This is a genomic window from Rhizobium arsenicireducens (assembly GCF_964021225.1).
On record NZ_CAXHYK020000001.1, the window covers coordinates 1,075,530 to 1,102,516 of the forward strand.

Annotated in this window: 32 protein-coding genes; 13 read left to right on the forward strand and 19 right to left on the reverse strand. The window is 62.4% G+C overall.

The genetic code is table 11. The features are described from left to right. Window positions 1-94: 94 nt before the first annotated feature. Complete coding sequence (locus tag ACWPVA_RS05045; RefSeq protein ID WP_454286637.1) at window positions 95-1,021, forward strand: ABC transporter ATP-binding protein; 927 nt, start codon at window positions 95-97, stop codon at window positions 1,019-1,021. Beyond that, a complete protein-coding gene (locus ACWPVA_RS05050; protein WP_454286638.1) occupies window positions 1,018-1,779 on the forward strand; it encodes an ABC transporter permease in 762 nt (253 codons plus the stop codon). The genes ACWPVA_RS05045 and ACWPVA_RS05050 overlap by 4 nt, the downstream gene beginning before the upstream one ends. 6 nt (window positions 1,780-1,785) lie before the next feature. On the opposite strand, the gene ACWPVA_RS05055 is transcribed toward ACWPVA_RS05050, so the two are convergent. The 3 genes from ACWPVA_RS05055 to ACWPVA_RS05065 are packed head-to-tail and all read right to left on the reverse strand — an operon-like array spanning window position 1,786 to window position 3,528. Then, a complete protein-coding gene (locus tag ACWPVA_RS05055; RefSeq protein WP_454289530.1) occupies window positions 1,786-2,487 on the reverse strand; it encodes a TIGR02281 family clan AA aspartic protease in 702 nt (233 codons plus the stop codon). Continuing rightward, the gene (locus tag ACWPVA_RS05060) at window positions 2,484-2,705 is read right to left on the reverse strand and encodes a DUF1289 domain-containing protein (protein ID WP_454286639.1); all 222 of its coding nucleotides are present in this window, start codon (window positions 2,703-2,705) and stop codon (window positions 2,484-2,486) included. Before ACWPVA_RS05060 ends, ACWPVA_RS05055 begins: the two co-directional genes overlap by 4 nt. A gap of 40 nt (window positions 2,706-2,745) precedes the next feature. Beyond that, window positions 2,746-3,528, reverse strand: a complete 783-nt coding sequence (locus tag ACWPVA_RS05065) for an adenosylcobinamide-GDP ribazoletransferase (protein WP_454286640.1) — start codon at window positions 3,526-3,528, stop codon at window positions 2,746-2,748. Between the two features lie 129 nt (window positions 3,529-3,657). Between ACWPVA_RS05065 and cobT the strand changes: the two genes are divergently transcribed. Continuing rightward, on the forward strand, window positions 3,658-4,677 hold the full coding sequence (gene cobT, locus ACWPVA_RS05070; RefSeq protein ID WP_454286641.1) for a nicotinate-nucleotide--dimethylbenzimidazole phosphoribosyltransferase: 1,020 nt from the start codon (window positions 3,658-3,660) through the stop codon (window positions 4,675-4,677). Continuing rightward, the gene (locus ACWPVA_RS05075) at window positions 4,670-5,074 is read left to right on the forward strand and encodes a diacylglycerol kinase (RefSeq protein ID WP_454286642.1); all 405 of its coding nucleotides are present in this window, start codon (window positions 4,670-4,672) and stop codon (window positions 5,072-5,074) included. The genes cobT and ACWPVA_RS05075 overlap by 8 nt, the downstream gene beginning before the upstream one ends. Here the strand turns inward: ACWPVA_RS05075 and ACWPVA_RS05080 are convergent, their stop codons facing one another. Both ACWPVA_RS05080 and ACWPVA_RS05085 read right to left on the reverse strand, forming a co-directional pair. Next, window positions 5,075-6,049 (reverse strand): endonuclease/exonuclease/phosphatase family protein, encoded by a 975-nt coding sequence (locus ACWPVA_RS05080; RefSeq protein WP_454286643.1) that lies wholly within the window; start codon window positions 6,047-6,049, stop codon window positions 5,075-5,077. It lies immediately after the preceding gene. Window positions 6,050-6,157: 108 nt separating this feature from the next. Further along, on the reverse strand, window positions 6,158-7,693 hold the full coding sequence (locus ACWPVA_RS05085) for a sensor histidine kinase (protein ID WP_454286644.1): 1,536 nt from the start codon (window positions 7,691-7,693) through the stop codon (window positions 6,158-6,160). A 110-nt stretch (window positions 7,694-7,803) separates the two neighbouring features. Here ACWPVA_RS05085 and ACWPVA_RS05090 point away from each other — a divergent pair, with 110 nt between their 5' ends. From ACWPVA_RS05090 to ACWPVA_RS05105, 4 genes are all read left to right on the forward strand, one after another. Further along, window positions 7,804-8,394 carry a thermonuclease family protein gene (locus tag ACWPVA_RS05090; RefSeq protein WP_454286645.1) on the forward strand — a complete coding sequence of 197 codons (591 nt, stop codon included), beginning with the start codon at window positions 7,804-7,806 and terminating at the stop codon, window positions 8,392-8,394. Window positions 8,395-8,415: 21 nt separating this feature from the next. After that, the gene (locus tag ACWPVA_RS05095; protein WP_454286646.1) at window positions 8,416-9,027 is read left to right on the forward strand and encodes a glutathione S-transferase; all 612 of its coding nucleotides are present in this window, start codon (window positions 8,416-8,418) and stop codon (window positions 9,025-9,027) included. A gap of 36 nt (window positions 9,028-9,063) precedes the next feature. Next, window positions 9,064-9,693 carry a uracil-DNA glycosylase family protein gene (locus ACWPVA_RS05100; RefSeq protein WP_454286647.1) on the forward strand — a complete coding sequence of 210 codons (630 nt, stop codon included), beginning with the start codon at window positions 9,064-9,066 and terminating at the stop codon, window positions 9,691-9,693. 64 nt (window positions 9,694-9,757) lie between these two features. Then, window positions 9,758-10,246, forward strand: a complete 489-nt coding sequence (locus ACWPVA_RS05105) for an Lrp/AsnC family transcriptional regulator (protein ID WP_454286648.1) — start codon at window positions 9,758-9,760, stop codon at window positions 10,244-10,246. A 15-nt stretch (window positions 10,247-10,261) separates the two neighbouring features. On the opposite strand, the gene ACWPVA_RS05110 is transcribed toward ACWPVA_RS05105, so the two are convergent. The 4 genes from ACWPVA_RS05110 to ACWPVA_RS05125 form a co-directional block, all read right to left on the reverse strand. Next, window positions 10,262-10,954: a DNA alkylation repair protein gene (locus ACWPVA_RS05110; RefSeq protein ID WP_454286649.1), complete on the reverse strand. Its 693-nt coding sequence runs from the start codon at window positions 10,952-10,954 to the stop codon at window positions 10,262-10,264. Continuing rightward, complete coding sequence (locus ACWPVA_RS05115; RefSeq protein WP_454286650.1) at window positions 10,951-11,823, reverse strand: NAD(P)-dependent oxidoreductase; 873 nt, start codon at window positions 11,821-11,823, stop codon at window positions 10,951-10,953. The genes ACWPVA_RS05110 and ACWPVA_RS05115 overlap by 4 nt, the downstream gene beginning before the upstream one ends. Before the next feature lie 89 nt (window positions 11,824-11,912). Beyond that, window positions 11,913-12,179 carry a hypothetical protein gene (locus tag ACWPVA_RS05120; RefSeq protein ID WP_454286651.1) on the reverse strand — a complete coding sequence of 89 codons (267 nt, stop codon included), beginning with the start codon at window positions 12,177-12,179 and terminating at the stop codon, window positions 11,913-11,915. An 83-nt stretch (window positions 12,180-12,262) separates the two neighbouring features. After that, window positions 12,263-13,072, reverse strand: a complete 810-nt coding sequence (locus tag ACWPVA_RS05125; RefSeq protein WP_454286652.1) for a methyltransferase domain-containing protein — start codon at window positions 13,070-13,072, stop codon at window positions 12,263-12,265. Window positions 13,073-13,231: 159 nt separating this feature from the next. Here ACWPVA_RS05125 and ACWPVA_RS05130 point away from each other — a divergent pair, with 159 nt between their 5' ends. Then, window positions 13,232-13,954: a DUF2270 domain-containing protein gene (locus ACWPVA_RS05130; RefSeq protein ID WP_454286653.1), complete on the forward strand. Its 723-nt coding sequence runs from the start codon at window positions 13,232-13,234 to the stop codon at window positions 13,952-13,954. 6 nt (window positions 13,955-13,960) lie between these two features. On the opposite strand, the gene ACWPVA_RS05135 is transcribed toward ACWPVA_RS05130, so the two are convergent. The 4 genes from ACWPVA_RS05135 to ACWPVA_RS05150 form a co-directional block, all read right to left on the reverse strand. Beyond that, window positions 13,961-14,227 carry an usg protein gene (locus tag ACWPVA_RS05135; RefSeq protein WP_454286654.1) on the reverse strand — a complete coding sequence of 89 codons (267 nt, stop codon included), beginning with the start codon at window positions 14,225-14,227 and terminating at the stop codon, window positions 13,961-13,963. Between the two features lie 226 nt (window positions 14,228-14,453). Continuing rightward, window positions 14,454-15,284 carry an ABC transporter permease gene (locus ACWPVA_RS05140; protein ID WP_454286655.1) on the reverse strand — a complete coding sequence of 277 codons (831 nt, stop codon included), beginning with the start codon at window positions 15,282-15,284 and terminating at the stop codon, window positions 14,454-14,456. Then, window positions 15,281-16,084 carry an ABC transporter permease gene (locus tag ACWPVA_RS05145; RefSeq protein ID WP_454286656.1) on the reverse strand — a complete coding sequence of 268 codons (804 nt, stop codon included), beginning with the start codon at window positions 16,082-16,084 and terminating at the stop codon, window positions 15,281-15,283. Before ACWPVA_RS05145 ends, ACWPVA_RS05140 begins: the two co-directional genes overlap by 4 nt. A gap of 108 nt (window positions 16,085-16,192) precedes the next feature. Continuing rightward, complete coding sequence (locus ACWPVA_RS05150; protein WP_454286657.1) at window positions 16,193-16,969, reverse strand: ABC transporter substrate-binding protein; 777 nt, start codon at window positions 16,967-16,969, stop codon at window positions 16,193-16,195. A gap of 363 nt (window positions 16,970-17,332) precedes the next feature. On the opposite strand from ACWPVA_RS05150, the gene ACWPVA_RS05155 reads away from it, so the two are divergent. Beyond that, window positions 17,333-19,693 carry an OmpA family protein gene (locus ACWPVA_RS05155; RefSeq protein WP_454286658.1) on the forward strand — a complete coding sequence of 787 codons (2,361 nt, stop codon included), beginning with the start codon at window positions 17,333-17,335 and terminating at the stop codon, window positions 19,691-19,693. Between the two features lie 75 nt (window positions 19,694-19,768). Here ACWPVA_RS05155 and mobB read toward each other — a convergent pair whose 3' ends face one another. The 5 genes from mobB to moaA all read right to left on the reverse strand — a co-directional run bounded on the left by mobB (window position 19,769) and on the right by moaA (window position 24,233). Beyond that, on the reverse strand, window positions 19,769-20,293 hold the full coding sequence (gene mobB, locus ACWPVA_RS05160; RefSeq protein ID WP_454286659.1) for a molybdopterin-guanine dinucleotide biosynthesis protein B: 525 nt from the start codon (window positions 20,291-20,293) through the stop codon (window positions 19,769-19,771). Continuing rightward, window positions 20,290-20,916, reverse strand: a complete 627-nt coding sequence (gene mobA / locus ACWPVA_RS05165; protein WP_454286660.1) for a molybdenum cofactor guanylyltransferase MobA — start codon at window positions 20,914-20,916, stop codon at window positions 20,290-20,292. The genes mobB and mobA overlap by 4 nt, the downstream gene beginning before the upstream one ends. Next, window positions 20,916-22,136 (reverse strand): multidrug effflux MFS transporter, encoded by a 1,221-nt coding sequence (locus ACWPVA_RS05170; protein WP_454286661.1) that lies wholly within the window; start codon window positions 22,134-22,136, stop codon window positions 20,916-20,918. The genes mobA and ACWPVA_RS05170 overlap by 1 nt, the downstream gene beginning before the upstream one ends. Before the next feature lie 19 nt (window positions 22,137-22,155). Beyond that, a complete protein-coding gene (locus ACWPVA_RS05175; protein WP_454286662.1) occupies window positions 22,156-23,091 on the reverse strand; it encodes a DMT family transporter in 936 nt (311 codons plus the stop codon). 152 nt (window positions 23,092-23,243) lie between these two features. Beyond that, on the reverse strand, window positions 23,244-24,233 hold the full coding sequence (gene moaA, locus ACWPVA_RS05180) for a GTP 3',8-cyclase MoaA (protein ID WP_454286663.1): 990 nt from the start codon (window positions 24,231-24,233) through the stop codon (window positions 23,244-23,246). A gap of 208 nt (window positions 24,234-24,441) precedes the next feature. Between moaA and ACWPVA_RS05185 the strand changes: the two genes are divergently transcribed. Next, window positions 24,442-24,804: a gamma-butyrobetaine hydroxylase-like domain-containing protein gene (locus ACWPVA_RS05185; RefSeq protein WP_454286664.1), complete on the forward strand. Its 363-nt coding sequence runs from the start codon at window positions 24,442-24,444 to the stop codon at window positions 24,802-24,804. Window positions 24,805-24,837: 33 nt separating this feature from the next. On the opposite strand, the gene ACWPVA_RS05190 is transcribed toward ACWPVA_RS05185, so the two are convergent. Beyond that, window positions 24,838-25,305: a MarR family winged helix-turn-helix transcriptional regulator gene (locus ACWPVA_RS05190; protein WP_454286665.1), complete on the reverse strand. Its 468-nt coding sequence runs from the start codon at window positions 25,303-25,305 to the stop codon at window positions 24,838-24,840. A 47-nt stretch (window positions 25,306-25,352) separates the two neighbouring features. Between ACWPVA_RS05190 and ACWPVA_RS05195 the strand changes: the two genes are divergently transcribed. Continuing rightward, window positions 25,353-26,291 (forward strand): alpha/beta hydrolase, encoded by a 939-nt coding sequence (locus ACWPVA_RS05195; RefSeq protein ID WP_454286666.1) that lies wholly within the window; start codon window positions 25,353-25,355, stop codon window positions 26,289-26,291. 69 nt (window positions 26,292-26,360) lie between these two features. After that, on the forward strand, window positions 26,361-26,969 hold the full coding sequence (locus tag ACWPVA_RS05200) for a pyridoxamine 5'-phosphate oxidase family protein (RefSeq protein ID WP_454286667.1): 609 nt from the start codon (window positions 26,361-26,363) through the stop codon (window positions 26,967-26,969). The last annotated feature ends 18 nt before the right edge of the window (window positions 26,970-26,987 follow it).

Below are 26,987 nucleotides of genomic sequence, written 5' to 3' on the forward strand. Positions count from 1 at the left end.
GCCATGCTCGCATGGTGGCGGGGTCGTGCTGGTAAAAGTGGATCCGCTGCCTATATTGGCTTGACGATCCTCAATTCACACGGAGTCTCCGGCCATGGCCTCGATCATTTCCGTGCGTTCCCTGTCCAAGACTTATGACAACGGATTCAAGGCGCTCGACAACGTCTCTCTCGACATAGAGGAGGGAGAGATTCTTGCCTTGCTCGGGCCGAACGGCGCGGGCAAGACGACGCTGATCTCGATTATTTGCGGCATTACCAATCCAAGCGAAGGCTCGGTCACGGTGGACGGTCACGACGTGGTCAAGGACTTCCGCAAGACACGCGGGATGATCGGCCTTGTGCCGCAGGAACTGACGACGGACATGTTCGAGACCGTCGTCAACACCGTGAGCTTCTCGCGCGGGTTGAACGGCAAGAAACCGGCGCCGGAGCATATCGACAACCTGCTGCGCGAACTGACGCTGTTCGAGAAGCGCAACAACGCGTTGCGCGAGCTGTCGGGCGGCATGAAGCGGCGCGTGCTGATCGCCAAGGCGCTGTCGCACGAGCCGCGCATCCTTTTCCTCGATGAGCCGACGGCGGGCGTCGACGTGAGCCTGCGCAAGGACATGTGGCAATTGGTCAAGCGCTTGAGGGAGGGGGGCGTAACCATCATCCTGACCACCCACTACATCGAGGAAGCGCAGGAGATTGCCGATCGCATCGGCATCATCGACCGCGGCCGGCTGATGCTGGTCGAGGACAAGGACACGCTGATGCGCAAGCTCGGCGGCAAGCAGCTGAGCATCGAGCTGAAGGCACCGATCAGCGAGATACCCGAGGCGCTTTCCGCCTGGAACCTCTCGCTGTCCGAGACCGGCGAGCAGTTGGTCTACCAGTATGACGACGAGAGCAATCACGGCGGCATCGCGCGGTTTTTGGCAGCGGTCGAGGCGGCCGGCATCGGCTTCGCCGACCTGTCGACCCACCAGACCTCGCTGGAGGACATTTTCGTTTCCCTGATCGGAGAAGGCAGATGAATTTCGAAGCGATCAAGGCGATCTATTATTACGAAATGGCGCGCACGCGCCGCACCCTGCTGCAGAGCGTGGTTTCGCCGGTCATCACCACGGCCCTCTACTTCATCGTCTTCGGCGCGGCTGTCGGCTCGCGCATGGAGCCGGTCGATGGCGTCGGCTATGGCGGCTTCATCACGCCGGGTCTGATTATGCTGACGTTGATCACGCAATGTGTGTCGAACGGCTCGAGCGGCATCTATTTTCCGAAGTTCACGGGCACGATCTACGAGATTCTCTCGGCGCCGATCGCCATGACGGAAATCCTGATCGGTTATGTCGGTGCGGCAGCGACCAAGGGCATGATGATCGGCCTGATCACCCTCGCGACCGCCACACTCTTCGTGGATCTTCGCATCGAGCATCCGATCCTGATGCTCTTCTTCATGCTGCTGACGGCCGTCGCCTTCAGCCTGGCCGGCTTCATCATCGGCATTTGGGCAAAGAACTTCGAGCAACTGAGCATGGTGCCGATGCTGGTCGTTCCGCCACTCACCTTCCTCGGCGGGACATTCTATTCGGTCAGCGTGCTGCCGCCGTTCTGGCAGACGGTCAGCCATTTCAATCCGGTGCTCTATCTGGTGAGCGGATTTCGCTGGAGTTTTTTCGAGGTGTCGGATGTGCATCCGCTGATCAGCCTGGCCATGATCGGCCTGTTCCTCGCCGCCTGCCTCGGATTTCTCGCCTGGGTGTTCCGGACCGGCTACAAGCTGCGCGCCTGAGCGAGCTCAATCGCGCAGGCGCAGTTCGTCGCTCTGCATCTGCAGGGATCCGAGCGTTGACAGGAAGCTCATGCCGAGAAGGCTCTGGCCGAGCCGGCCTTCCTCGATGACGGCCGCGCGGACGTCCTCGCGCAGGATCGGGCCGAGGGCAACCTGCCGCAGGCGTACCGGCGCCGCCAAGGCCTGGCCGTTCGCCGTCATGATGACCTGCGTGAACGCGAGGTTGGCGGGATTGATGCCGATACGCATGGCGTCTTCGTAACGGAGCGCCACTGTGCTCGCGCCCGTATCGATCAGGACTGAAACGGGCACGCCGTTGATATCCACCGAGGTCTCGAAATGGCCGCCGAGCGACTTGTGCAGGATCACTTCGGTCTGACCGTCACTTGTCGTGATGACCACTGCACGACCCGGTACGAGCCCCGCGACCAGCCGGTCTGCGATCGCCTGCAGTTCCATGCGGTACAGATAGCCGGTGACGAGCGCCAGCACGATCAGCAGCCAGATTGCAAGCTGGCGGGCACTCTGGCCGAGCGAACGGCGCGAGGCGAAGATGCCGACTGACAGGAGCGCGGCGAGGGGAAGGAGCCGGACGAATTGGCCGAACTCCTCGTTGTCCATGCCGAAGCTCTGACCGGTGTCGTGGTTGAAGACAAGCACGGCGAGGCCAAAGCCGAGAATGGCAAGAACCAGGATCAGCTGCATCAGTTCATCTCGCGCTCTCTGGCCATGCGCGTACGACGGGTCTCCCGGCGCGGCTTGCGCTCGACGGTCTCAAGGCGGGCCGGCAAGGCTGCCATGATCGAACGGCGTTCGGCGTCTGTGTAGCCCGTCCAGCTGCCGATCTCGTCACCGGTGCGGCCGCAGCCAAAGCAGTAGCCGGTCTTCATGTCAATCGAACAGACGAGTGTGCAGGGTGATTCCATCGTGCGGCCTTGGGTTTGGGTCCGAAATTATATCGGGTGCTCAGGTGGCCATGGCAAGGGCCGCAAGTGCCGCGATCTCGGCCACTTGCTGGGTCGCGCCGATGGTGTCGCCGGTATGGCCGGAAAGCGCGCGACGGACCTTGGCGGTGAAGGCGGAGGCAGCGAGTCCGGCAATGACGACGGCAAGGAAATAGGCAAACAGCGAGGCCGTTGGCACCAGCAGGACGGCGGCAATCGCGAGGCCGGAGATCAGGGCCAGGTTGAGAGAGGACTTGAGCGGCGTGCCGACCGCGAACGCCAGGCCGCTGGTGCGCGCTGGCGGCAGGGCCGACCAGTGCCACACCATCAGCGCGCGGCTAAGGGCCGCGACGGCGGGCAGGCTCAGGGCCGCGCCGAGCGCGCCGAGATGCGTTGCGAGTTCTGCGATCGCCGCGGCGCGCAATCCCAAGGCGAGGAGGAGGGTGACCGCTCCATAGGAGCCGATCCGGCTGTCTTTCATGATTTCCAGCGCATGGTCCCGGTCGCGTCCCCCGCCGAGGCCGTCGGCGGCGTCCGACAGTCCGTCCTCATGCAGCGCACCGGTCACCACTGCCTGTACTGCAAGCGCGGCAAAGGCGGCGAGCAGGGGGCTCGCACCCAGGACCAGCATGAGGAATAGCGTTGCGGCCGCGGGAAGCGCAATCAGCATGCCTGCCAGCGGAAAGGCCCTGACGCCGCGCGAGAGGCTTCCGTCATGGCCGTCGAAGACGTTCGCCGGAACGGTGATCCGGCTGAGAAAGGACACCGCCCGGGCGGTATCGATCATATAGTCGCGCCAATCCATGAGATCTGGTTGCTCCATTTCAAAGACGACGGCGCGCACCGCTTTTTGGCTTGTTGCGGCAAGGCGCGGTCCGTATTAGAGGAGCCAACAAAGACCGATTTGGACGTAGATTACAAGGAAGCCTTGCTCATGACCGTGACCGGCATGCCATTCGACGATTTTCGTGCCCTGTTGCGCGACCTGCCCGGGCCGGACACGGTGGCACTGGTGGCGGCGCGCGAGCGGGACCGGCAGCTGACCAAGCCGGCCGGTTCGCTCGGCCGGCTCGAGGAAATCGCCATGTGGCTTGCCGCCTGGACCGGGCGGCCGCCGGCGGTCACGCGTCCGCTGGTGGCGATCTTTGCCGGCAATCATGGTGTGACCAGGCACGGCATCACGCCCTATCCGTCGTCGGTGACGCAGCAGATGGTCGAGAACTTTGCCGCCGGTGGGGCCGCGATCAACCAGATCTGCGTGACCTATGATCTCGGCCTGAAGATCTTCGACCTGGCGCTCGACTATCCGACCGGCGACATTACCTGCGAGCCGGCGCTTTCCGAGCGCGACTGCGCCGCGACCATGGCCTTCGGCATGGAGGCGATCGCCGGCGGCACTGACCTGCTTTGCATCGGCGAGATGGGCATCGGCAATACGACGATTGCGGCTGCGATCAATCTGGCACTCTACGGCGGCACGGCCGAGGAATGGGGTGGTCCGGGTACCGGTTCTGAAGGTGAAGTCCTGCAGCGCAAGATCGAGGCGGTGAAGACCGCCGTCGAATTCCACAAGGAGCATCTCGATGATCCGTTGGAGGTCCTGCGCCGGCTCGGCGGGCGCGAGATTGCCGCCATGGCGGGCGCCATCCTCGCCTGCCGGGTGCAGAAGATCCCGGTGCTGATCGATGGCTATGTCGCGACCTCGGCTGCGGCGATCCTGAAGGCGGCCAATTCTTCTGCGCTGGATCATTGCCTGATCGGCCATGTTTCCGGTGAGCCAGGCCATCTCAAGGCGATTGAGAAGCTCGGCAAGACGCCGCTTCTGGCGCTTGGCATGCGGCTCGGCGAGGGCACGGGCGCGGCGCTTGCCGCCGGCATCGTCAAGGCCGCGGCCGCCTGCCATTCCGGCATGGCGACCTTCGAAGCCGCCGGGGTGTCGACCAAGGATGGTTAAGGGCGCGCGTAAGAAAGGGTTCGCGGAAAAACCCCGGGCGGTGATCGAGAAGAAGACGGGCGTGGCGCATTTCTTCGCAGCCGGCCGCTATTCCCTGCAGGGATTTCGACGGCTGATCGGTGAGGCCGCATTTCGGCATGAATTGCTGGCGCTGGTGGCCGGCGTCGGGCTGTTCGCGTTGGTCGGTGCGAGCTATGGCGAATATGTCACCTTCATCGTCCTGATGCTGGTGCTGTTCGCGATCGAGGCGATCAATACGGCGATCGAGGAACTGGTCGACCGTATATCGCCGGAAATCTCGACGGTGGGCCGCAATGCCAAGGATCTAGGCTCGTTTGCCGTCTTCTGCCTGCTCCTCGCCAATGGCCTCTATGCCGGCTACGTGGTGTTCTTCTGATCAGAAACGCAGCTTGGCCACGACGGCGCGGTGGTCGGATGGCCAGGGCGTGACGACTATGTCGGCCTCCGGCGCCTTTTCGCCGACGATGGAGACGCTGAGGGTCTCGAGCTTCGGGGCGCGGGCAAAAATATAATCGATGCGGTCGTGATGGTCGTCCGGATCGCTGGCCTCCGTCATCGGCGTCCAGGTAAAGGCGGGCTTGGCCACTTCGTCGGGGTGGGCCGCGCGCAGGAGGTCGGTGAAGCCACCTTGCTGTTCAATACGCAAGGCCGTGGGGTATTTCACCACCATCGGATGGCGACCGGACTTGACGGCGGCTTCGCTCCAGTCGCGGTAGGACGGTTCGTTGAGGTCGCCGAATAGCAGCACTGCATCGGAGGCCTCGGCTTCCTTGAGTTCGTTCATCAGCAGATCGACGGCTGGGCCGCGTGCCGTGCTTGCTGCCTTGACGGCTTCGTCGGCGGTTTTGAGGAAGGGGGCAGGTCCGTAGTCGATACCGAGCAACTGGTACGGCTGGTAGGGATAGTCGGTCAGGTGGATGTTGAAGGCGTGCACCTTGCGACCGTTCACGTCGATCTCGACTCCGAGATCATTCGCCGTCGCCTTGCCGATCGGGTGGCGACTGAGGATGGCATTGGCCCAGAGCGCGGGATTGGCCTTCGTTTGCTCGTAGTAGAAGAAGCCGAGCGCCTTTGCCAAATCCTTGGCGATGCTCGGGCCGGTCGGCACGCAATCGTCCGCGTCACACACGTCCGGCTCGGGTTTGGTTTCCTGGATGCCGATGATGTCGGCGCCGGTCTCACGGATCACGGCCGCCGTCTCAGCGACGTCCTTTCCTTCGTTGGCGCCGCCGCCCCAGACGTTGAAGCTCATGACGGTCAGCTCGGTTGCGCCTTGCTCCGCACGGGCGGAAAACCCAAGCACGGCCGTGAACATCAAGGCAAGCAGGGAGGCAAGCTGCATTCTCTTCATCAACGATTTCCCGAATCTCTGGATTTGGCACAGGATATTCGGGTTGCATCCGGGACGCACGAAAGAAATCAGTCAACCTTTGCGGCGGGTGTTCCGCCGATGGCTCGGTCAGGCGAACTGGCGCCTGCGAGGTTCGACGGCGTGAGTTTCCGAAAAGGCCGGCAGGCTTTCCAGCACGCGGTGCGCTGGCAGGATGGCGATCACCTCCGTGCCTTCGCGCAGCTTTGACTTGAGCTTGAACTCACCACCGTGCTTGGCCAAAATTGCTTGGACGATCGGCAGCCCGAGGCCGGTGCCTTGTTCGGCGCTCTTTATGGCGATGGACCCTTGGCCGAAGGCGGAGAGCACGATCGGGATTTCGTTTTCGGGAATGCCTGGGCCATTGTCGCGGATGGAGACATACTGTCCACCGCCGGCCGTCCAGCCCGCCTTGACATGGACCTCGCCGCCCTGCGGCGTGAACTTGACCGCATTTGACAGGAGATTGAGGACGACCTGGCGCATGGCCTTCTCGTCAGCCCATACGGCTGGAAGGTCCGGCTCGAACTGCTCGTCGATCGTGATGTTCTTTGCCTTGGCGCGCAATTGCACCATGCCGATGCAGTCCTCCGCCAAGTCAAGCAAGGATACCACCTCCTCGTTCAGCTCGTATTTTCCGGCTTCGATGCGCGACAGGTCGAGGATCTCGTTGATCAGGTCGAGCAGATGCTGGCCCGAGCGATGGATGTCGCCGGAATATTCCTTGTAGAGCGGATTGTTGAGCGGTCCGAGCACTTCGGTCGCCATGACCTCGGAGAAGCCGAGGATGGCGTTGAGCGGCGTGCGTAACTCGTGCGACATCGAGGCGAGGAAGCGTGATTTGGCCAGATTGGCTTCCTCGGCGCGGCGTCGCGCCTCGTCGGAGAGCGAATTGGCCACTTCCAGTTCGGCGATCAGATCGTCCTTCTCGGTCTGGTACGACAGAAGCTTGAGGTTGGCCTGGTGCAGGCGGCTGGTGATGTAGATGAAGAAGACGAGCGCAGTGGTGACAAGCGCGGTGATGCCGATGTCGAGCGGCTGGCGGGAGGTTGCGGCGAGGAAGATGAGCGCACCGACCGTCGGCAGGAAGCCGAACAGCACCGCCTGGCGCAGGAGCATGTTCGACATGGCCGTGACCGAGAGCACGATCAGCAGGGCCGCGCCCTTGTAGAGAACGAAGGTGTCGCCGCCGCAGCTTGCGCAGGATTGCAACGAGAAGAAGGCCCAGCATACACCCATGGCCGCCTGTCCGGCGAGGAGTACGCGACGCCATTTGACAATGTTGGCGGTCGACAGGTCCTGGATCGAGGCGCGCTTGACGAGGATGATGTTGAGGGCGTGGACGGTCAGCGTCGCCAGCGTCCAGAGGAAAAGCGTCGGGTCAGGATTGATATAGGCGCCGAATCCGCTGACCATCAATATGATGATCGGCATGACCGCGGCCCCCTGCAGCGAGGCGCTGACGTGCATGGCGAGCATTTCGCTCTCGAACTGCATCGACCCCGATTGGCTGGACTGCAAGCGTTCGCGCGTCGTACGGACCGCCTTCGCCACGGCCTTGTTGCGATGGCCGCGCGAGAGGTCGACGATGTTCTTGTCTGTCGAGGTCGGGACGCCTTTACTCATATGCCGGAAAATTGTTTGCCACGGATCAGGCGAGACTAGCCGGGATTCCTTAAGAAGATGCTGTCGGAAAAGGTTTTGTTTTCCATGATTGCCAAGGATTCGTTGTTGAAATGGGCCAAATTGTGAAGGCGAGAACGGGCCTGCTGCGCGATGTGGTCGTTGGTTTTTCAATGCTGTTTCTGGGGATCCTGATCGTCGCCAAGCTGGAGCGGGATAACAGGCAGATTTTGACCGGCCGTTTTGTTGCCATCGACGGCGATACGTTGGTTCTGGACGGCGCGCGCCTGCGGCTCGAGGGTATCGACGCGCCCGAGATCGGCCAGCGGTGCGACACGAATGATCGTGCTGTCGCCTGCGACGATGCCGCGCGGCGGCGGCTCGCTCTATGGGCGGGGAAAGGCGAGTTTTCATGCGCGGGCAGCGAGCGCGACCGTTACGACCGGCTTCTGGTGCGGTGCAACGCCGGCGATGTGGACGTCAACGCGGCGATGGTGCGCGAGGGATATGCCGTGTCCTACGGTGACTATGGGGCTGCGGAGGCAGCGGCAAAGCGCGACGGGCTCGGCCTGTGGGCGGGTTATTTCCAGCGGCCGGAGGACTGGAGGCGGGAGCATCAGCTGTCGCACACGCCGGAGACCGGGGAGGCGGAACCTGAGGCAGGCTTTTGGGCTTTCATCCGGCGCTGGCTTGGTGTCAACTGAGGGCAAATGGCGGGAGGTATCATGAAGCTCTATGACGGCGGGCGGGCGCCCAATCCACGGCGGGTGACTGTATTCCTGAAGGAAAAGGGGATCGAGGTTGAGACCGTGCCGGTCGACATGGGATCGCTCGGGCACAAGTCGACTGAGATCACGGCGAAGAATCCGTTGCAGCGGCTACCGATCCTCGAACTCGACGACGGGACGGTGATCTGCGAGTTGGTCGCCATCTGCCGCTATTTCGAGGAGGTTCAGCCGGATCCGCCGCTGTTCGGCATCGATGCCAAGGACAAGGCGATCGTCGAGATGTGGAACCGGCGCGCCGAACTGATGTTTCTAGCGTCGGTCGCTGCCGCCTTCCGCCACCTGCATCCGGCGATGGCGGGTTGGGAAGTACCGCAGGTGACGGCCTGGGGTGAGGCCAACAAGCCGAAGGTGCTCGACTTCCTGCGCTTCCTTGACGCAGAGCTGGCAACCCGCGAATTCGTCGCCGGGCCACGTTATACGATCGCCGATATCACGGCGATGATCGCCTTTGAATTCATGAAGCCGGCGAAGATCTCCTGTCCGGAGGAACTCACCCATGTGTGGCGCTGGTTCAACGCCGTCCGCCAACGGCCGAGTGCGGCGCTCTGAGCGGTCGTTGCGATGATTGATTGCTTTGGTGAGGGCATGGACGAAAGGCTTGACCCGCTCAGGCGGGCCATTGCCGCCTGTCGCATCTGTCGCGATTGTCCTGCCGGCGGGGAAGGCAAGCGTCTGCCGCACGAGCCGCGACCCATTGCGATAATTTCATCCCGCGCCCGCATCCTGATCGCCGGCCAAGCGCCGGGGCTGAAGGTTCACCAGACCGGCCTGCCGTTCAACGATGCCTCGGGCGACCGGTTGCGGCAGTGGCTGGGCGTTGATCGCGACACGTTCTACGATCGTAACAGCCTGGCCATCGTGCCGATGGGGTTCTGTTTCCCTGGCTACAATGCTAACGGCCACGACCTGCCGCCGCGCCGGGAATGCGCGCCGCACTGGCGCGAAACGGTGATGGCGGCGATGCCGCAGATCGAGCTTGTGTTGGCGATAGGCCATTATGCGCAGGCCTGGCATCTCGGCAGTCGCAGGAAAAAGACGATGACCGAGACGGTCGAGCATTGGCGCGACTACTGGCAGGGCAATGTCGAGGGATCGAAGGTTCTACCGCTGCCGCATCCGAGTTGGCGCAACACCGGCTGGCTGAAGCGCCATCCCTGGTTCGAGGCGGAAGTGCTGCCGGTGCTCAGATCCGAGGTGGAAAGGTTGATCCGTTGAAACATTTTTCTTTGCGTTGCAGGAATTTGGGCTATATCGACAAAATTATTCGAAAGGCTATGGCATGGACAAACTCGACCGAAAAATTCTGCGCATCCTCCAGGAAGACTCGACGCTGGCCGTCGCCGACCTGGCAAAAAAGGTCGGCCTGTCGACCACGCCGTGCTGGCGCCGCATCCAGAAGATGGAGGAAGACGGCATCATCCGTCGCCGCGTCGCGCTGCTCGATCCGGTCAAGGTCAATACCAAGGTCACCGTCTTCGTCTCGATCAGGACGTCCAGCCATTCGATCGAATGGTTGAAGCGCTTCTCGGAGGTCGTGGCGGAATTCCCGGAAGTCGTAGAATTCTATCGGATGAGCGGCGACGTGGACTACCTGCTGCGCGTCGTCGTGCCGGACATTGCCGCCTATGACGCCTTCTACAAGCGGATGATCGCCAAGATCGAGATCCGCGACGTTTCCTCGGCTTTTGCCATGGAGCAGATCAAGTACACGACGGAACTGCCGCTCGATTACATGCTGATCGACAATCAGAGGCATTCCGAAGACTGAGAGCAGCTGCGACCGTCAAGGCTTCAGGCGCTTGAGGATCTTTTCGCTCGTCAGTTCGCGCACGGCATCCTTGCCGATCCAGCGGGCTGTCTTGTCGCCGCTTGCCGCCAGCTTCTGGGCCAGCGCCAGCGCCGGGGCGTGGCAGGCGTGGTTGCGCTTGCCGATATTGCGCAGCGCCCAGTTCACTGCCTTGCGGACGAAGTTGCGCGGGTCTGTGGAATGCTTTTCGATCAGCGGAAGATAGGCGAGCAGGGCCTGATCCGGCTCGCTCTTGTTGTGGACAGTGGCGCCGGCGATCATGGCGAAAGCCGTGCGCCGGACATACTCGCGATCGTCGGCGGCGAATTCCTCGACAAGATCACGCCAGTAGGGCGTCTCGGTGAAGAGATCGGCTGCGGTATCGACGACCTCCCAGGAGTTGAAGTCGCCGGCCCATCTGCGCGCCTCATCTTCTGTCAGGGCCTTGGGATCGGCGGTCAGGATCGCCAGCATGCGGGCATCGCGCAGTCCGCTCCGCCAGAGGGCGAGCGCCCTCCGGTGGTCGCGCTTCAGTTGCCGGACCAGCGCCTGCATCTGTGGCGTCGTGATGCCAAGCGCTGTCGTGGTGTCGATGCCGTAACGCGCCAGGCCGGCGATGTTGGCCTCGTTTCGTAGTGACTGGAGATAGGCGACGATCTCATCGACCGCCGATCCGGGCGAGATCGTCATTTCTTTTCCAGCCGAGCGAGCAGCGAGGACGTATCCCAGCGATTGCCGCCGAGCTTCTGGACTTCGCCGTAGAACTGGTCGACCAAAGCCGTGACGGGCAGGGCCGCGCCGTTGCGGCGGGCTTCGGACAGAACGATATCGAGGTCCTTGCGCATCCAGTCGACAGCGAAGCCGAACTCGTATTTGCCCTCGTTCATGGTCTTGTGGCGGTTCTCCATCTGCCAGGATCCGGCAGCCCCCTTGGAGATGACTTCGATAACCTTTTCAATGTCCAGGCCGGCTTTCTTTCCAAAGTGAATCCCCTCCGCGAGCCCTTGGACGAGGCCGGCGATGCAGATCTGGTTGATCATCTTGGTCAGTTGTCCGGCGCCGGCCGGTCCCATCAACCCGACCATGCGGGCAAAGGAGTCGATCACCGGCTTGGCCTTGCCGAAGGTTTCCGGATCGCCGCCGCACATGACGGTCAGCATGCCGTTTTCGGCACCGGCCTGGCCACCGGAGACCGGGGCGTCGACGAAGCCGAGGCCCCTTGCCACGGCTGCCGCGGCGAGCTCGCGGGCGACTTCGGCCGATGCGGTGGTATTGTCGATCAGGATCGCACCGGACTTCATGCCGGACAGTGCGCCATTGTCACCGAGCGTCACCGAGCGCAGATCGTCGTCATTGCCGACGCAGGTGAAGACGAAGTCGGCGTCCCTGGCAGCTTCGGCCGGCGTTGCGGCCGAATTTCCGCCGAACTGGGCGACCCATTTCGCCGCCTTGGCGGAAGTCCGATTGTAGACGGTGACGTCATGTCCGCCCTTCGTCTTCAAGTGCCCCGCCATCGGGTAACCCATGACGCCCAGTCCGATGAATGCCACCTTGGCCATATTCTCAATCCTCCTGCCTCGTGTTTCTCACCGACAGGATTAGAGCATCGCACGGCGGAGGAAAAGCCGGCTGGCGGGCGTAGTCGTCCTCAGTGACCGGAAACTTCAAGAAGGTAGGCAATCAGGTCGGCGCGCATGGCCGGGTCGGGCGCTTTGTGTCCGGCGAGGAAATCTTCGAGATAGGCTGTCTTTGCTGCTGCATCGGCCCCGGATATCATCGGCACGATGGCCGCAACGATCCTGTGGCAGCGGGCGCAGGCTTGCGCATAGGCGGCCTCGCCCGCGACGGGATCGCCGCCGGCATGAGCCGGGCCGGCAAGACAGATCAGGGTGGCAAAAGGGATGGCGCGGATCATGGGGGACCTTGGATGAGAAGCGACTGCGCCGGCTCCGGCGTGCACCGTCAGCTTCTCACCAAATCACAGGATCGGCAATCGGTTCAGCGCTTGAGGCGTGAGATCACCAAGTGACCCGGAGACGGGTTTCCGTCCTGCATGCGGACGTTGATCTCCGAGATTTCGACGATTTCGAAGCCGGTCGAGGCCAGCCGCTCGCGAATATAGGCTTCGGAGTGCAGGAAGCGCTGGTGCGGGCCGACGGCATAGGTCCGTGCATCCGAGGCATCGAGCGTTTCCGAGGAGAAGATGAACAGGCCACCGTCGGCCATGTTCTCGGCAGCGCCGAAGAACAGGGGCTCGAGCGCGCCGAGATAGGGCAGCACGTCGGTCGCGGTAATCAGGTCGAAGGGCTCTTCGTCATTGTCCTCGAGGAAGTCCTCGACCTCGGCGACATAGAGTGTCTCGTAAAGGTCCTTTTCATGGGCGAGCTCGACCATGTTTTCCGAAATGTCGATGCCGGTGATGTCCTCGACCATGTCGCGCAGCGTGCCCCCGGTCAGTCCCGTACCGCAGCCGAGATCGAGCATGCGCTTGAAGGGCCCGAGCTCGAGCGCCTGCAGCCGTTGGCGCACCATGGCCGGGACGGCATAGCCGAGCTGTTCGACGAGAATGTCCTCGAAGGCCTCGGCGTGCTGGTCGAACAGTGTTTCGACATAGGCGTCGGGCGCCTTCGGCGGGGCCTCGCCGCGACCAAGCGAGGCGATCCGGACGGATGCGCCGCCATGGTCTTCCGGATCGATCGCCAGCACTTCCTGATAGGCCTTGACGGCAGCGTCGATATCACCGGCCTTTTCAAGCGCGAGTGCCCGATTGTAGGCTTCTGCCAATGCGTCTTCGTCGATCTTGGCCATGGGGAACTCCACTCGTCAGGCGCCGACAACCGGCGCCCCGTTGGGCCAGCCTCTAAAGCGTCTGCCGGGATTTGGCAATGCAGGCCAAGGGAACACGGCCTTGCCGTGCCTCGTTCGTCACGGTAACCACGATTATCAGCGAGGCGATTGGACTGCGACATGGAAGATCAGAACACTGTTGACCCGGTGGTCGGGGTCTTGCACGGTACGGCTCCGGCCCTGCCGGCGACTTCGGCCGAAAAGGCCAATATGATCATCCACTATTACCGGGGCGAAATCGGTCGGATGACGAGCTGGCGCGACCGGATCGACCGTACGTCGAACTGGGCCATGACGGTTGTCGCCGGCCTGTTGTCGGTATCCCTGTCGACACCGAGCTCGCATCATGGCGTGATACTGTTCGCCATGTTGCTGATCTCGGTCTTCCTGACAATCGAGGCGCGGCGCTATCGCTTCTTCGATGTCTACCGCGCCCGGGTGCGGCAGCTCGAGCGATACTATTTCGCCCAGGCGCTCAATCCGCAGGCCGAACTCAATCCGGACTGGGCGGCGGCGATCGCCAAGAGCCTGCGCAACCCGGTTTTCCTGATGAGCCGCCACGAGGCATTTACGCGCCGCATCCGCCGCAACTATGTGTGGATGTATCTCATCCTGCTGCTCGCCTGGGCACTGAAGATTTCGAGCCCCAAGCTGCTGCCGGACGCGCCGTCTGCCGAATTCATCCAATCATTCGGCGAACTCACCGCCAATGCGGCGCTCGGCCCATTGCCGGGTTCGGTCGTTCTGCTGGCCGTCGGCCTGCTGCAGGGCGCGGTGATCTACTCAGCGTTGCACCGCAAATCCGACGATGGTGAGTTTTCCCATGGCGAGGTCCATGTCTGACCGGCATCAGTGCAGGATGAATTCGCCCTTCAGTGCCCGCCATTCATGGGCGGCGATCATCTGCTGGTGCACGTAGCGCACCGAATGCAGCGGGCCGTCGAGCTTCTCCTGCCAGAACTTGAGAAAACCCTTCATCTCGGGGAAGTCGGGCGCCAAATCATAATGCTGCCAGACGTAGGTCTGGAGCAGCGCCGGATGGTCGGGCAGGCGGTAGAGGATTTGCGCCGTCGTCAGGCCGTAGCCCTTCAACATCATTTCCATATCGTGGTTCATGACGACCTCGTCTTCGTTCCCTTTTTCAGAGGACCGGAGCCGGCGGTGTTCCGCTGCGGCGGACCGATCGGCCGCACCACAGGGAGCGGCCTATAGATAGGGAAGCACCGCAAGGTTAATCGAAGCTTAACGGGGGAGTTCTGGTCCCGAATTTCTGTTCGGAACCAATGGCTTGGCAGCCGCTCTCTCGAAGTGCTGCCAGGCTTTCCGCTTGAGCGGACGACCCTCAGCGTTGGAGATGTCGCGTCAGCCGCGCTTCCATGGCCGCCCAGATGTGGCGCATGGCTTCGACGATCGACAGGTAGAAAATCGCCGCCCACAGATAGGCCTGATAGTCGAAGGTGCGCGAGAAGGTGTAGCGGGTCTGGCCCATCAGATCGAGCACGGTGACGACGGCGACGATCGCCGAGCCCTTGATCATCAGAATGATCTCGTTGCCATAGGGTCTCAGCGCCACGATCAATGCCTGTGGCAGGATGATCTTGCGGAAGGTGACGAAGGGGCTGATGCCCAGCGACTTGGCACCCTCCGTCTGCCCGCGCGGCACGCTCTGGATTGCGCCGCGCAGGATTTCCGCCTGATAGGCCGCCGTGTTGAGAGTCATGGACAGGAGCGCACAATACCAGGCTTCGCGGAAGAACCACCACAGGCCGAGCGCCTCGATCTGCGGACGGAACGAACCCAGGCCGTAGTAGATCATGTAGATCTGGGCGAGCAGCGGCGTGCCCCGGAAAACGTAGACATAAGCGTAGGAGACTACGTTCAGGACGCGGTTGGTCGACATCCGGGCAAAGGCGATCGGTATAGAAAGTAGTGCACCCAATGCGATCGACGTGCCAACGAGGGTCAGCGTGACCCAGAGTCCCGACAAATAGCGCGGGCCGTATCTGACGAACTTGTCGGTGTCCCAGTTGCTGACCATCATATAGGCAAGAGCCAGTCCCAGGAGGAGCCAGAGGCCGAGACCGGCAAGGCCGATGACGCGCGATCCGCTGAGCGCGCGCACATGTTGCGGAGGGGCGGCGCGCGGCGGAATAAGTTGTGTGGCGTAGCTCATCGACGGTCTCCGGCGCGGTTGCTCCAGCGGTCGATCGCGCTGATGCCGATCGAAGAGAGGACAGCGAGCACGAGGAACAGGGCGCAGGCAAGCAGGTAGAAGAAGAAGGGTTCCTTGCTTACCTTGGCAGCAATGCCGGTCTGGCGCAGGATGTCGGAAAGGCCGATGATCGAGACCAGTGCGGTGTCCTTCAGGAGGTTCATCCAGAGATTGCCAAGACCCGGCAAGGCGATGCGGATCAGCTGCGGTAGAATGATGAGCCGCATGGTCCGGGCGCGATGGAAGCCGAGTGCATCGCCGGCCTCGTACTGGCCCTTGGGAATGGCGCGGAAGGCCGACAGTAGCACCTCGGAGCAATAGGAAGAGAAGACGACCGACAGAGCGATCATGCCGGCGACAAAGGCGTTGATCTCGATGCGTTGGTTATTGCCGAACCAGGTGAGAATCGACTGGATGCCCATCTGTACGCCGTAATAGACAATGAACAGCGTCAGCAGTTCGGGCAGGCCACGGAAGATCGTCGTGTAGATACCGCCTGCAAGCCGCAGTGTCTTGTCTTGCGACTGCATGGCGAGCGCCACCAGAAATCCGATTGTTAACCCGATGGGCAGTGTCGCCAGCGACAGGGATACGGTCACCTTTACGCCGAAGGCGATCTCGTCGCCCCAGCCGGTTGCGCCGCAGGCGACGATCGAGGAACTGCCGAAGATGGTGAAGACGCCGACCGGCCCGCACAGCGGATCGAAGGCATATTGGAACCAGGCCCAGAAAGACCCGAGGGCGGAAAATAATCCGCTCATGCTGAATTTCCCCTCTGCGGTTCGAGCCGCAAATTATTGTCATTCGTTTTCAAGCAGAAATGGCGGAAGTGCAAGCCTTCCGCCATTCCGGGTTCAGATTTTCAACGCTTACTCGCCGTAAACGTCGAAATCGAAGTACTTGTCGTTGATTTCCTTGTATTTGCCGTTGTCCCGAATCGCCTTGATTGCGGCGCTGAACTTGGCGGCAAGTTCGGTTTCTCCCTTGCGCACAGCAATGCCTGCGCCCGGGCCGTGGATTTCGATGTCGGGCGTGAGCGCGGTCAGGATCTTGCAGCAGGCGCCGGCTTCCGACTTGACCCATTCCGACAGGACGACGACGTCGTCGATGGCGGCATCGATGCGGCCGCCTTCGAGGTCCAGCTTGTATTCGTCCGTGGTCGGATAGAGCTTCAGTTCGGAATCGGCGAAGGCCTTTTCGGCAAAGTTGGCGTGTGTGGTAGACGACTGGGCGCCCATAACCTTGCCCTTCAGGCCGGCCACGTCGGTGATCGGCAAATCCTTCGTCACGGCGATTGCCGGTCCGGTGTTGTAGTACTTCTCGCTGAAGTCGACCTTTTCCTTGCGTTCCGGCGTGATCGACATGGAGGCGATGATGGCGTCGAATTTCTTGGCCTGGAGTGCCGGGATGATGCCGTCCCAATCCTGGGTGACGAATTCGCAGGTGACCTTCATTTCATCGCAAAGAGCCTTGGCGATATCGATGTCGAAGCCGACCAGCGAGCCGTCCGATTCCAGGTTGTTGAAGGGCGGATAGGCACCTTCGGTGCCGATAATCAGCTTTTCGCCCTCGGCCATCGCGCTGCCGGCAAATAGCGACAAGGCGGCAATCGATGCGGCGGCGAAGAAACGTGTGGAAATACGCATGAGATCCTCTCTGTTGGTCGTTCGCGCGGTTGTTGTGGTTCCCGCGCTGAACAGGGCAAGGGCGACACTGCGGTGTCGTTCCTGTCGAGATATTCCTACTCTTTTTCGGGGAAAATCAACTGCAAAGACGCGCCGCCGCAAAAAATTGTACAGTTGAACAATAGTGGGAAGACGGTGCTGATCGTCAGGACATCGGGAAAAGCGTCGATGGCATGAAACTTTTTCGTTCAGCCAAGGTTAATTCGCCGATAACTATGTTCTGCCCGATCCGGAGCGGGAGAATTGGGCGGCCATAAGAAAGCCGCCTTGCCATTGGCTCCTCCAACACTCTCAACGTGTCACACGCTTGGCAAGGAAACAAATATGAATTTGAGATCCAGACTGTTCGCCACCGTTGCAGTGCCGGTTTTATCGGCAGCTGTCATGATCGACCCGGTAACAGCCGCGGCGGTGATGCGTGCGCAGGACGCCGCTAGTCACTCCACCCCCGGCGTACCTGCCGGAATGCTCCTCGCTCAGGCAGCCGTGACCTGCAGCGACGGTAGTGAGGCCGCGGATCAGGCGACCTGCGATGCGATCGATGCCCAAAGGGCCGCTGAGCAGCAGGCTGCCCAGGAAGCTCAGAGGGCTGCCGAACAGCAGGCTGCCGAAGAGGCCCAGAGGGCCGCTGAACAGCAGGCTGCCGAAGAGGCGCAGAGGGCTGCTGAACAACAGGCTGCCGAAGAGGCCCAGAGGGCTGCCGAACAGCAGGCTGCCGAAGAGGCCCAGAGGGCTGCCGAACAGCAAGCTGCCGAAGATGCTCAGCGGGCTGCCGAACAGCAGGCCGCGGAAGAGGCTCAGAGGGCTGCCGAACAGCAGGCCGCGGGAGAGGCTCAGAGGGCTGCCGAACAGCAGGCTGCCGAAGAAGCCCAGAGGGCTGCTGACCAGCAGGCTGCCGAAGAAGCCCAGAGGGCTGCCGAACAGCAGGCCGCCGAAGAAGCCCAGAGGGCTGCTGACCAGCAGGCTGCCGAAGAGGCCCAGAGGGCAGCCGAACAGCAGGCCGCCGAGGACGCCCAGAAGGCAGCGGAACAGCCGGCAACGGAAACCGTGACCTGTGTCGATGGCTCGCAGGCGGCTTCCGCCGATGCTTGCCCCTTGCCGGAAAAGAGCCCGGCCGAGGAGGCAGTGCCCGCTGATAAGCCGGCCCCAGCCCCGGAGGCTCCGTCTGGCGAAGCGGCTCCTGCCGATCAAGCTCCCGCAGCAGAACCGGCTCCGGCCGAACAGTCCGCGCCGACCGAACAGCCGGCTGAAAGCCCGTTGACGAATGAGGAGATGAAGCCTGCTCAGGATGCGACACAGGGGGAGACCCCGGTCGCACCGCAGGACCAGTCCACGGCTGAGCCAGCGCCCGACGCGCAGCAGACCGAAGAGCAGGTTCTCGTGCCGGCAGTCGAGGCACCGAGAGATGCTCCGGTCGTCAATGTAATCGATGAGCGGACCGAGGAAGAAAAGGCTCAGATCGCCGAGGATCCCTCCAGCACGTCTGAAACCGTCGTTCTACCGGTCGAGCAGGGCGCTGCCGTTCTCGACAGCGACAAGGATGCCGACAACACCGGCGATGTCGAGATTCGCAATGTGCGCACCTTGCTTCGCGAAGAGGCCCCGGTCATTGCTGCACCGACTAGCGATGTCGAGGCACAGGGAGAGGCGCCGCAGTTCGAACCGCAGGTGATGCAGGCGATCGTCGCGGAAGAGGGTACGGCAACGGATAACGTCCCGACCTTCGAGGTGCCGACCACGGTCATCAACAACGTGACCAACATCAGCAATGTTACGAATGTCACCACCATCAACAACGAGACGAATATCGTCAATCAGGTGAACGAAGTGCGGGTGATCGAGGAAATCGATAACCGCACGATCATCAATATCGGCAATCGCGAAGTGGTTCGCAGCAACGACCGTTCGCGGCTGCGCTATGATGAAGAGCGGACCTACTACGAGGAACTCTCGCGTGGCCGGGTTCGCGAAACGATCGAGCGTAATGACGGTTCGCGCCTGGTAACGGTCTACAACAGATACGGCGACATCATCCTGCGCTCGCGCTTCACCTCGCGCGGTGACGAATATGTCTTGTTCTACGCACCCGAGGCCGACCGTAATGAGCCGCATATCTATGTCGACATCGGTTACAGCCTGCCGCCCATGCGTCTGACTATTCCGGTTGAGGACTATATCGTCACGACGTCCCGCGCGCCGGATCGGGATTATTACGACTTCCTTTCCCAGCCACCTGTCGAGCGCGTTGAACGCGTCTATTCGATCGACGAGGTGAAGTCGTCGGCCCGTATTCGTGACAAGGTCCGCCGTATCGACCTCGACACGATCACCTTCCCGACCGGCTCGGCCGAGGTGCCGCTGGCCCAGGCCAAGACGCTGCGCAACGTGGCCAAAGCCATGGAAGAGATCCTGGCGAAGGATCCGGGCGAAACCTTCCTGATCGAAGGTCACACCGATGCGGTGGGCTCCGACCGGTCGAACCTGATCCTGTCGGACCAGCGTGCCGAGACGGTCGCCAACCTCCTGACCGAGGTCTATGGCATCCCGCCGGAAAACCTATCGATCCAGGGTTATGGCGAGCGTTACCTGAAGATCCGCACGGCGGAGGCGGAACAACAGAACCGTCGCGTTGCCATCCGCCGCGTCACCTCGCTGGTGCGTCCGGCAACGACCGCCAACCGATAGGCGCCAAACCCGCGCAGATCGTGCAAATGACGAGGCCGCCGGAGATGATCCGGCGGCCTCTTTCTTGCGCGGTTTTCACTGGTCGCGAACTGGCAGGCCTGTAATCTCCGCAATGAAGTCGGCGATCGCCTGGGTGTCGTTGAGGTCGAAGACCGGCAGGCCTTGGTCACTGACCACATGGTCGGCAGCAATGGCGACGATGTGCGGATCGTTCGGCGCCAGCGGCTCGCGATTCTTCGCCTCCAGCCGACGGGCCTCGATCTTCGGCACGGGTTCGCGCTTGTAGCCCTCGATCAGCACCAGATCGCAGGGGCCGAGCCGGGCGAGGATCTCCTTGAAGTCCGGCTCGGCGGCCCCGCGCAGTTCGTGCATGATGGCGTAGCGCGTCCCCGAGACGAGCGCCACCTCATGGGCACCGGCCTGGCGGTGGCGGTAGCTGTCGGCACCGACCTTGTCGATGTCGAAGTCGTGGTGGGCATGCTTGATCGTGGAGATGCGATAGCCGCGCCGGGTGAATTCCTCGACGAGGCGGACGGCAAGTCCGGTCTTGCCGGAGTTCTTCCATCCGGAGATGCCGAAGATGCGGGGATGATCGGTCATTGGGGAAGTACCTGGAGAAAACGCTCGGCCGACGCGAGATCGTCCGGCGTGTTGACGTTGAAGAATGGGTCGAGTTCGCCGATCGCCGTTTCGATCAGCGGGAAGTCGACCGCAATCGAGGGGTGGCGGGCGATATAGGCCTGCAGTCGGCGGTTTTGCGGCTGGGCCAGCCAGTCTTGCAGGTCGTCGGCGAGCGAAAGCGGCCAGAGGGCGACGACAGGATGGATCCGGCCGGCGGAGGCGGCCAGCACGATGCTTGCGGGGTCGTCCGCCATTGCGCAAAGCTCCGAGGCGAGATTGCATGGCAAGAACGGCGTATCGGCCGGGACTGTCAGCAAGTGGGTCGTGTCGGGGGCCGTAATGGCTGCGTGGCGCAGGCCTGCCAGAACGCCAGCGAGCGGGCCCGGTCGATCGGGAACCGTATCCGGTACCAGCGGTAGGTCCAGATTCAGAGAAAAGCCATCTGGCGCGTTGATCGCCAGCGTCAGCACTTGGGGCAGGAGCCTTTCGGCGATCCGCGCAATCATCGCCGTGCCGGCCAAGTCGGTGGAAGCCTTGTCGCGGCCCATGCGGCGCGACAGGCCGCCGGCGAGGATCAGGGCAGGGGGACGGCGGTCTTGCATCATTCCTCTTCGCTTTTCCAACTGTCACTCGGATCAGCATAGTGCAGGTAGGAGATGGCCGCGAGGGCAAGGGCTCCGCAAGCCAGCATCACCAGGAGCAGGGGCATGGCGCCCGTCTCGACGCTGAGGATTGCCGAGGCGTACAGGGAGGTTGCCGCGCCGCCGCCCATGGCGATTGCACCACTGAGGCCCGAAGCCGAGCCGGCGAGATGGGGTTTCACGCTGACCACGCCGGCGTTGGCACTCGGCAGTGTCAGCCCGTTGCCGAAACCGACGATCACCTGGGGGCCGAAGAAAGCCAGCGCCGATTTTGCGCCGATCAGTAGGAGAGCGATCGGTACGAGGGTGCCGATGACGAGCGCGACCGTGCCCGCCAGCATCATGGCGAATGTGCCGAAGCGTCGTGCGTAGCGACCGGACACGAAATTGCCCACCATATAACCGGACGCCACGAAGATGAACTGGAGTCCGAGCATGCTCGGGCTCATTTCCATCAGTGTCGCCCCGATGAAAGGGGCGCCACCGAGAAAGGCGAAAAAAGCGCCGGAGGTGAAGGTCACAACCGCGGTATAGCCCCAGAACTGCGGCGAAGTGAGTAGACCGGGCCAGGCCTTGAACTGGGCGGAGAAGCTCGCACTGCGATTGCGGTTGGTTTCGCCGAGGTCGGCCGCGACCAGCGCCAGCACCAGGGCTCCGAGTGCAAAGAGCGCCACGAAATTGGCCCGCCACCCGAAAGCGTCGCCAAGTACACCGCCGAGCGTCGGGCCGATCATCGGCACGATCGTCATGCCCATGGTGACATAGCCGATCATCGAGGCGGCCTCGTTCATCGGCACCATGTCGCGCACGATGGCGCGCGACAGGACGATGCCGGTGACCACTGCTGTCTGCAGCATGCGCGCGGCGACGAGCGTATAGATGTCGGTCGCCACCATGCAGACGAGGGTCGCGACCAGCAGGATGGCGAGGCTTGCGAGCATGGTTGGCCGCCGCCCGAAGCGGTCCGACAAGGGGCCGATGACGAGCTGGTTCAGGGCCGTCATCGCGATATAGCCGGAGATCAGGATCTGGATCGTGCCGTAGGACACGCCGAAGTCGCTCGCCATGCTCGGCAGCGACGGCAGGAAAATGTTCATCGTCAGCGCCGAAAGCCCGGCGACCGCGACCAGCGTGACGATATGCGGGGGCGAGTGTGGATCGAGAAAGCGTGTCGTCTTCAAGGTATCGTTCCCTGCTGCCTCATGGCCCGGATGATCGCCCTGGCGCCGCTGTCGGGTCCAGAAGGGTGGCGGCAATCCGCGCGGCCTCGGCCCGGCGCTTGTTTTCGCGGTAGAAGGCATAAAGGCCCGAACCGATGACGACAATCGTGCCCGTGACCATCCAGATATCGGGGACTTCACCAAAGAAGATCATGCCGAGTGCGACCGCCCAGAGAAGGCTGGTGTAGCGGAAGGGGGCGATGAAGGAAATTTCTCCGGTGCGCATGGCCATGACGATCGCCAGATAGCCGACGAAGATAAGGCACGCGGCGAGGGTCATAATGAGCCAGGTCGAGCCGCTCATCGGCTGCCAGCCGCCGAAGGGAACGATCAGCGCTGCGCCGGCGAGGGTAATCCCGGCGGCGGTGCTGAGCGTGATCGCCAGGGAGGATATGTGGGCACCGATTTTCTTGGTGACCAGGTCGCGGGATGCGGCGAATAGGACGCTCGTCAACACGTAGAGCGAGGCCATGGTGAACCCCTCTGGTCCGGGCCGGATAATGATCAGCACGCCGAGGAAGCCGATACCGATCGCCAGCCAGCGGCGCCAACCGACCGGCTCGCCGAGGAACAATGCCGCACCGAGGGTGACGGCGAGGGGTAGTGACTGGAGGATCGATGAGACATTGGCAAGCGGCATCGCGCCGAGAGCGCTCAGGAAGGTGACGGCCGCCAGCGTCTCGAACAGCATGCGCAGAAGGACCATCGGCTGCATGAGCATACGAATATGGCCGAGCGCGCCCATGTGACGGGCCACAAGATAGACCAGGATTGTGGTGAGCGCGCCGCGCACAAACATCAACTGGCCGACATTCATGAGCGGGGTGACGGCCTTGCTAAGCGCATCGTTCAAAGTGAAGCCCGCCATCGCGAGCGCCATCAGCAGCGCTCCCTTGGTATTACTGGACAATGCCATCTACGCGAATTCCTGGAATATGGGAGGTCCGTTCTAGCGCAAGCCGCGATCATACGAAATCGCCGTTCAAGACTGGCGGAGAAGCGAACGAAGAAAGAGGAGTATGCGACGCGTCGAGGTGAAGATGTCGGCGGAAATGGGCTGCCGGAAGTTCATCCGCCGGTCACGCTCATATGCCGGGCGACTGCGGGCCGGCGGTGGTCGCGGTCGATGATGAAGTCGTGTCCCTTCGGTTTGCGGCCGATGGCCTCATCGATCGCGGCCGATAGATAGGCGTCGTCTTCGGAGGCGCGCAGGGCAGTGCGCAGATCCGCGGCGTCGTCTTGGCCGAGGCACATGAAGAGCGTGCCGGTACAGGTCAGCCGCACGCGGTTGCAGCTTTCGCAGAAATTATGCGTCATCGGTGTGATCAGGCCAAGTTTGCCGCCCGTTTCCTCGACCGCCACATAGCGGGCCGGGCCGCCGGTCGAGAGCGGCAGGTCCGTCAGCGTGAAGCTTTCCTCGAGGCGCTGCCGGACAAGGGATAAGGGCAGGTACCGATCGGTGCGATCCTCACCCGTCTCGCCCATCGGCATGGTCTCGATCAGCGTCAGGTCCATGTCGTTACCATGCGCATAGCGCATCAGTTCGGGGATTTCGTCCTCGTTGAACCCCTTGAGCGCGACGGCATTGAGCTTGACCCGGATGCCGGCCTTCTGGGCGGCGCGGATGCCCTCCATCACCTTGTCGAACTCGCCCCAGCGGGTAATCGCGCGAAACTTTTCCGGGTCGAGCGTGTCGAGCGAGACATTGATGCGGCGAATTCCGCAATCAGCCAGTTCGTCTGCAAAGCGCGTCAACTGCGAACCGTTCGTCGTCAGCGTCAGTTCGTCGAGAGCGCCGCTCTGCAGGTGACGCGAAAGGCTGCGGATCAGGAACATGATATTCTTGCGCACCAGCGGCTCCCCGCCCGTGAGGCGCAGCTTCTTCACGCCCTTGGCGACGAAGGCCGTGCACAGGCGGTCGAGCTCCTCAAGAGTGAGCAAGTCCTTCTTCGGCAGGAAGTTCATGTTTTCCGCCATGCAATAGGTGCAGCGGAAATCGCAGCGGTCGGTGACCGATACGCGAAGATAGGTCACCGCCCGCCCGAAGGGGTCGATCATCGGCGCGTCGTTTGACGCAAGCGCGGATGCGTTCTGCCATGGTCCGGCACTGAAATTCAAAGCATGACCTCCCATTTATGAGTTCAAGATGGTCACCATGGCGCGCTGCGTCAAGCAAATGGGTGCTCGACCCGTCGGCAAAATGTCTTGCGCTGCACAAGAGGCAGGCATAGTTCTCGATATCACACGACAATTGACGGATGCAAAGATGAGCGATTTCTGGCCAAGCGAGCTGAAAGTGTCGAAGGACCGGCGCGTGTTGTTTGTGACATTCAACGACGGGCTCGTGGCCACGCTGCCCGCCGAGATGCTCCGGGTCCTTTCGCCGTCGGCAGAAGTGCAGGGGCATGGGCCCGACCAGAAGGTCACTGTGCCCGGCAAACGGGAAGTGGCCATCTCCGCTGTGGCGCCGACCGGAAACTATGCGGTGCGGATCGCCTTCGACGACGGGCATGACAGCGGCATCTTCACCTGGAGCTATCTGCGGGAACTCGGACAGACCGGGGAGGCGAAGTTTGCCGACTACGAGCGCGAACTGGCGCAGAAGGGCTTGAGCCGCGACCGGCACTGAACCGATACGGTCCAAGGCGCACCGATTGCCGGCTCAATCGCTGGCCGTTTCCTCGCTCATCAGCCGTGTGATCAGCTTTTCCATTGTCGTCGCCATCAAGAGGCAGTCGTCGATCGGCGTCACTGAGAGTGTCCGTTCGATCAGCTCCGTCTGGATCGCCATGGCGCGGGTGGTCAGCTCGCGGCCTTGCTCGGTCAGGAAGAGGCGCAGGATCCGCTTGTCCTTGGCGTCCGGGCGCCGCTCGATCAGGCCGCGCTTTTCCATCTGCGGCAGGAGCATGCTCATATTGGAGCGTCCGACGAGAAGCTTGCGGGCCAGTTCCTGCTGCGAGATCGCTTCGAAGCGATAGAGATTGACGAGTATATCGAGATGCGGTGGCTTGATGTCCAGCGGCGCGAGCGCCCGCGTCAGCGCCTGTTGCATGAGCTGGCAGGCGCGACCGACAGTGACCCAGCTCTTGAAGCGCGGGTGATCCCAGGGCAGGGCTTGATTTTTGTTCATCGTTGTACTTTATTGTTCATAGTTGAACATTTTTGGGGAGTCCGACTATGCCATCCTTTGCAGCCAAGGTCACCCGATTCGGTTTTTCCTCGCTCGGGCGCATTTCCCCCGAATTCGCGAGCCGGGCGGCGCTTGCCCTCTTCTGTCGCACCCCGCCCAGGCGTCCCACGACCGGCAAGGCCAAGAAGACCTTCGCCGAGGGCGCGCGCAAGCTAGCCATGGCCGAAAAGTTGGCAGTCCACTACGGGTCGGCGAAAGTCGGCGTCCATCGCATAGGCAGTCCAAGCTGTTCGGCTCCGCGCATTCTCGTCGTGCACGGCTGGGGCTCGCGGGCCGAATACCTGGCGGATCTGGCCATGGGCTTGAGGGAAGCTGGAGCGGAAGTCTTCGTACTCGACCTTCCGGGTCACGGCCGCTCGTCCGGCCGAATCCTTGACATGCGCATGGCGGCGGTGGCGATGTCTGCGGTTGAGGAACGTTTCGGCCCCTTCGATGCGGCGGTCGGCCATTCGTTCGGCGGGGCCGCGCTGATGACGGCCGCCGGCGGAAGCTTTCCAGGCATCCCGGCCTTTTCCGCCAGGCGGCTCGCCGTAATCGGATCGCCGTCGCGAATTGAGGATGTTTTCGATAGCTTTGCCAGGATGGCTGGACTGACGCCCGCGACGGCAGTCGCTCTCGCCAAGAGGGCGCAGCGGCGGGTTGGCTGCCCGGTGGAGGCGCTGGATGGAGTGCCGATCGCGCTCAAACTCGCCAAGCCGCTGCTGGTCGTCCATGCGGAGGACGACAAGGAGGTCGGTGCGGATCAGGCCAGGCGCTACCTTGGCCTATCCGAGCTCATCCGACATCACTGGGCGAACGGGCATGGGCATCGCCGCATCGTCAGCGCGCCGGAGGTGATCGCCGCCGTCGCGGACTTTCTTCTCGGAGACGGCTTGGCCGGTGAAGCCGTCGAAACAGCAAGGCTGCGTGCGGCGTCATCCTTCTGATAAGGTTTGTCCGTAGGGGATGCTGCGGCTCGTGTCGCGCCGGTTGCGACAGACCCCGGAGGAGAGGCCATGACGATCATCCGAACCCCAGAAGCGCTTAAGGAGATCTATCCCGCTGCCTCCGAGGCATCGCTCATCAAGGTAACGCCGACGCTCACGGCGGGGTATCGGCGGATGGTCGAGGCATCGCCGTTCATGGCGCTGGCGACCGTCGGGCCGGAGGGGCTCGACTGCTCGCCGCGCGGAGATCATGGCTCTGTCGTGCGGGTGGAGGACGAGAGGACGCTCGCCATACCGGACTGGCGCGGCAACAACCGGGTCGATTCGCTTCTTAACATCGTGCGGGACCCGCGCGTCGCGCTGATGTTCCTCATCCCCGGTTCGAATACCGCCATGCGGGTCAACGGCCGCGCGGTCGTCTCGATTGATACGGACCTGCTCGCCAGCTTCGAGATGGACCGGAAACATCCGCGCACCGTCGTGCTGGTGACGATCGATGAGGTCTATTTCCAGTGCGCCCGGGCGATCATGCGGGCCGACCTGTGGAACCCCGAGAGTTTTGCCGATCCGCAGAGCCTGCCAACGCCCGGCGATCTGCTGCGGGCGGCAAAAGCCGACTTCGACAAGGAAAGCTACGATCGTGAATGGCCGGAGCGCGCCGCAAAGACCATGTGGTAAGGTCAGGAGACCTTGGCG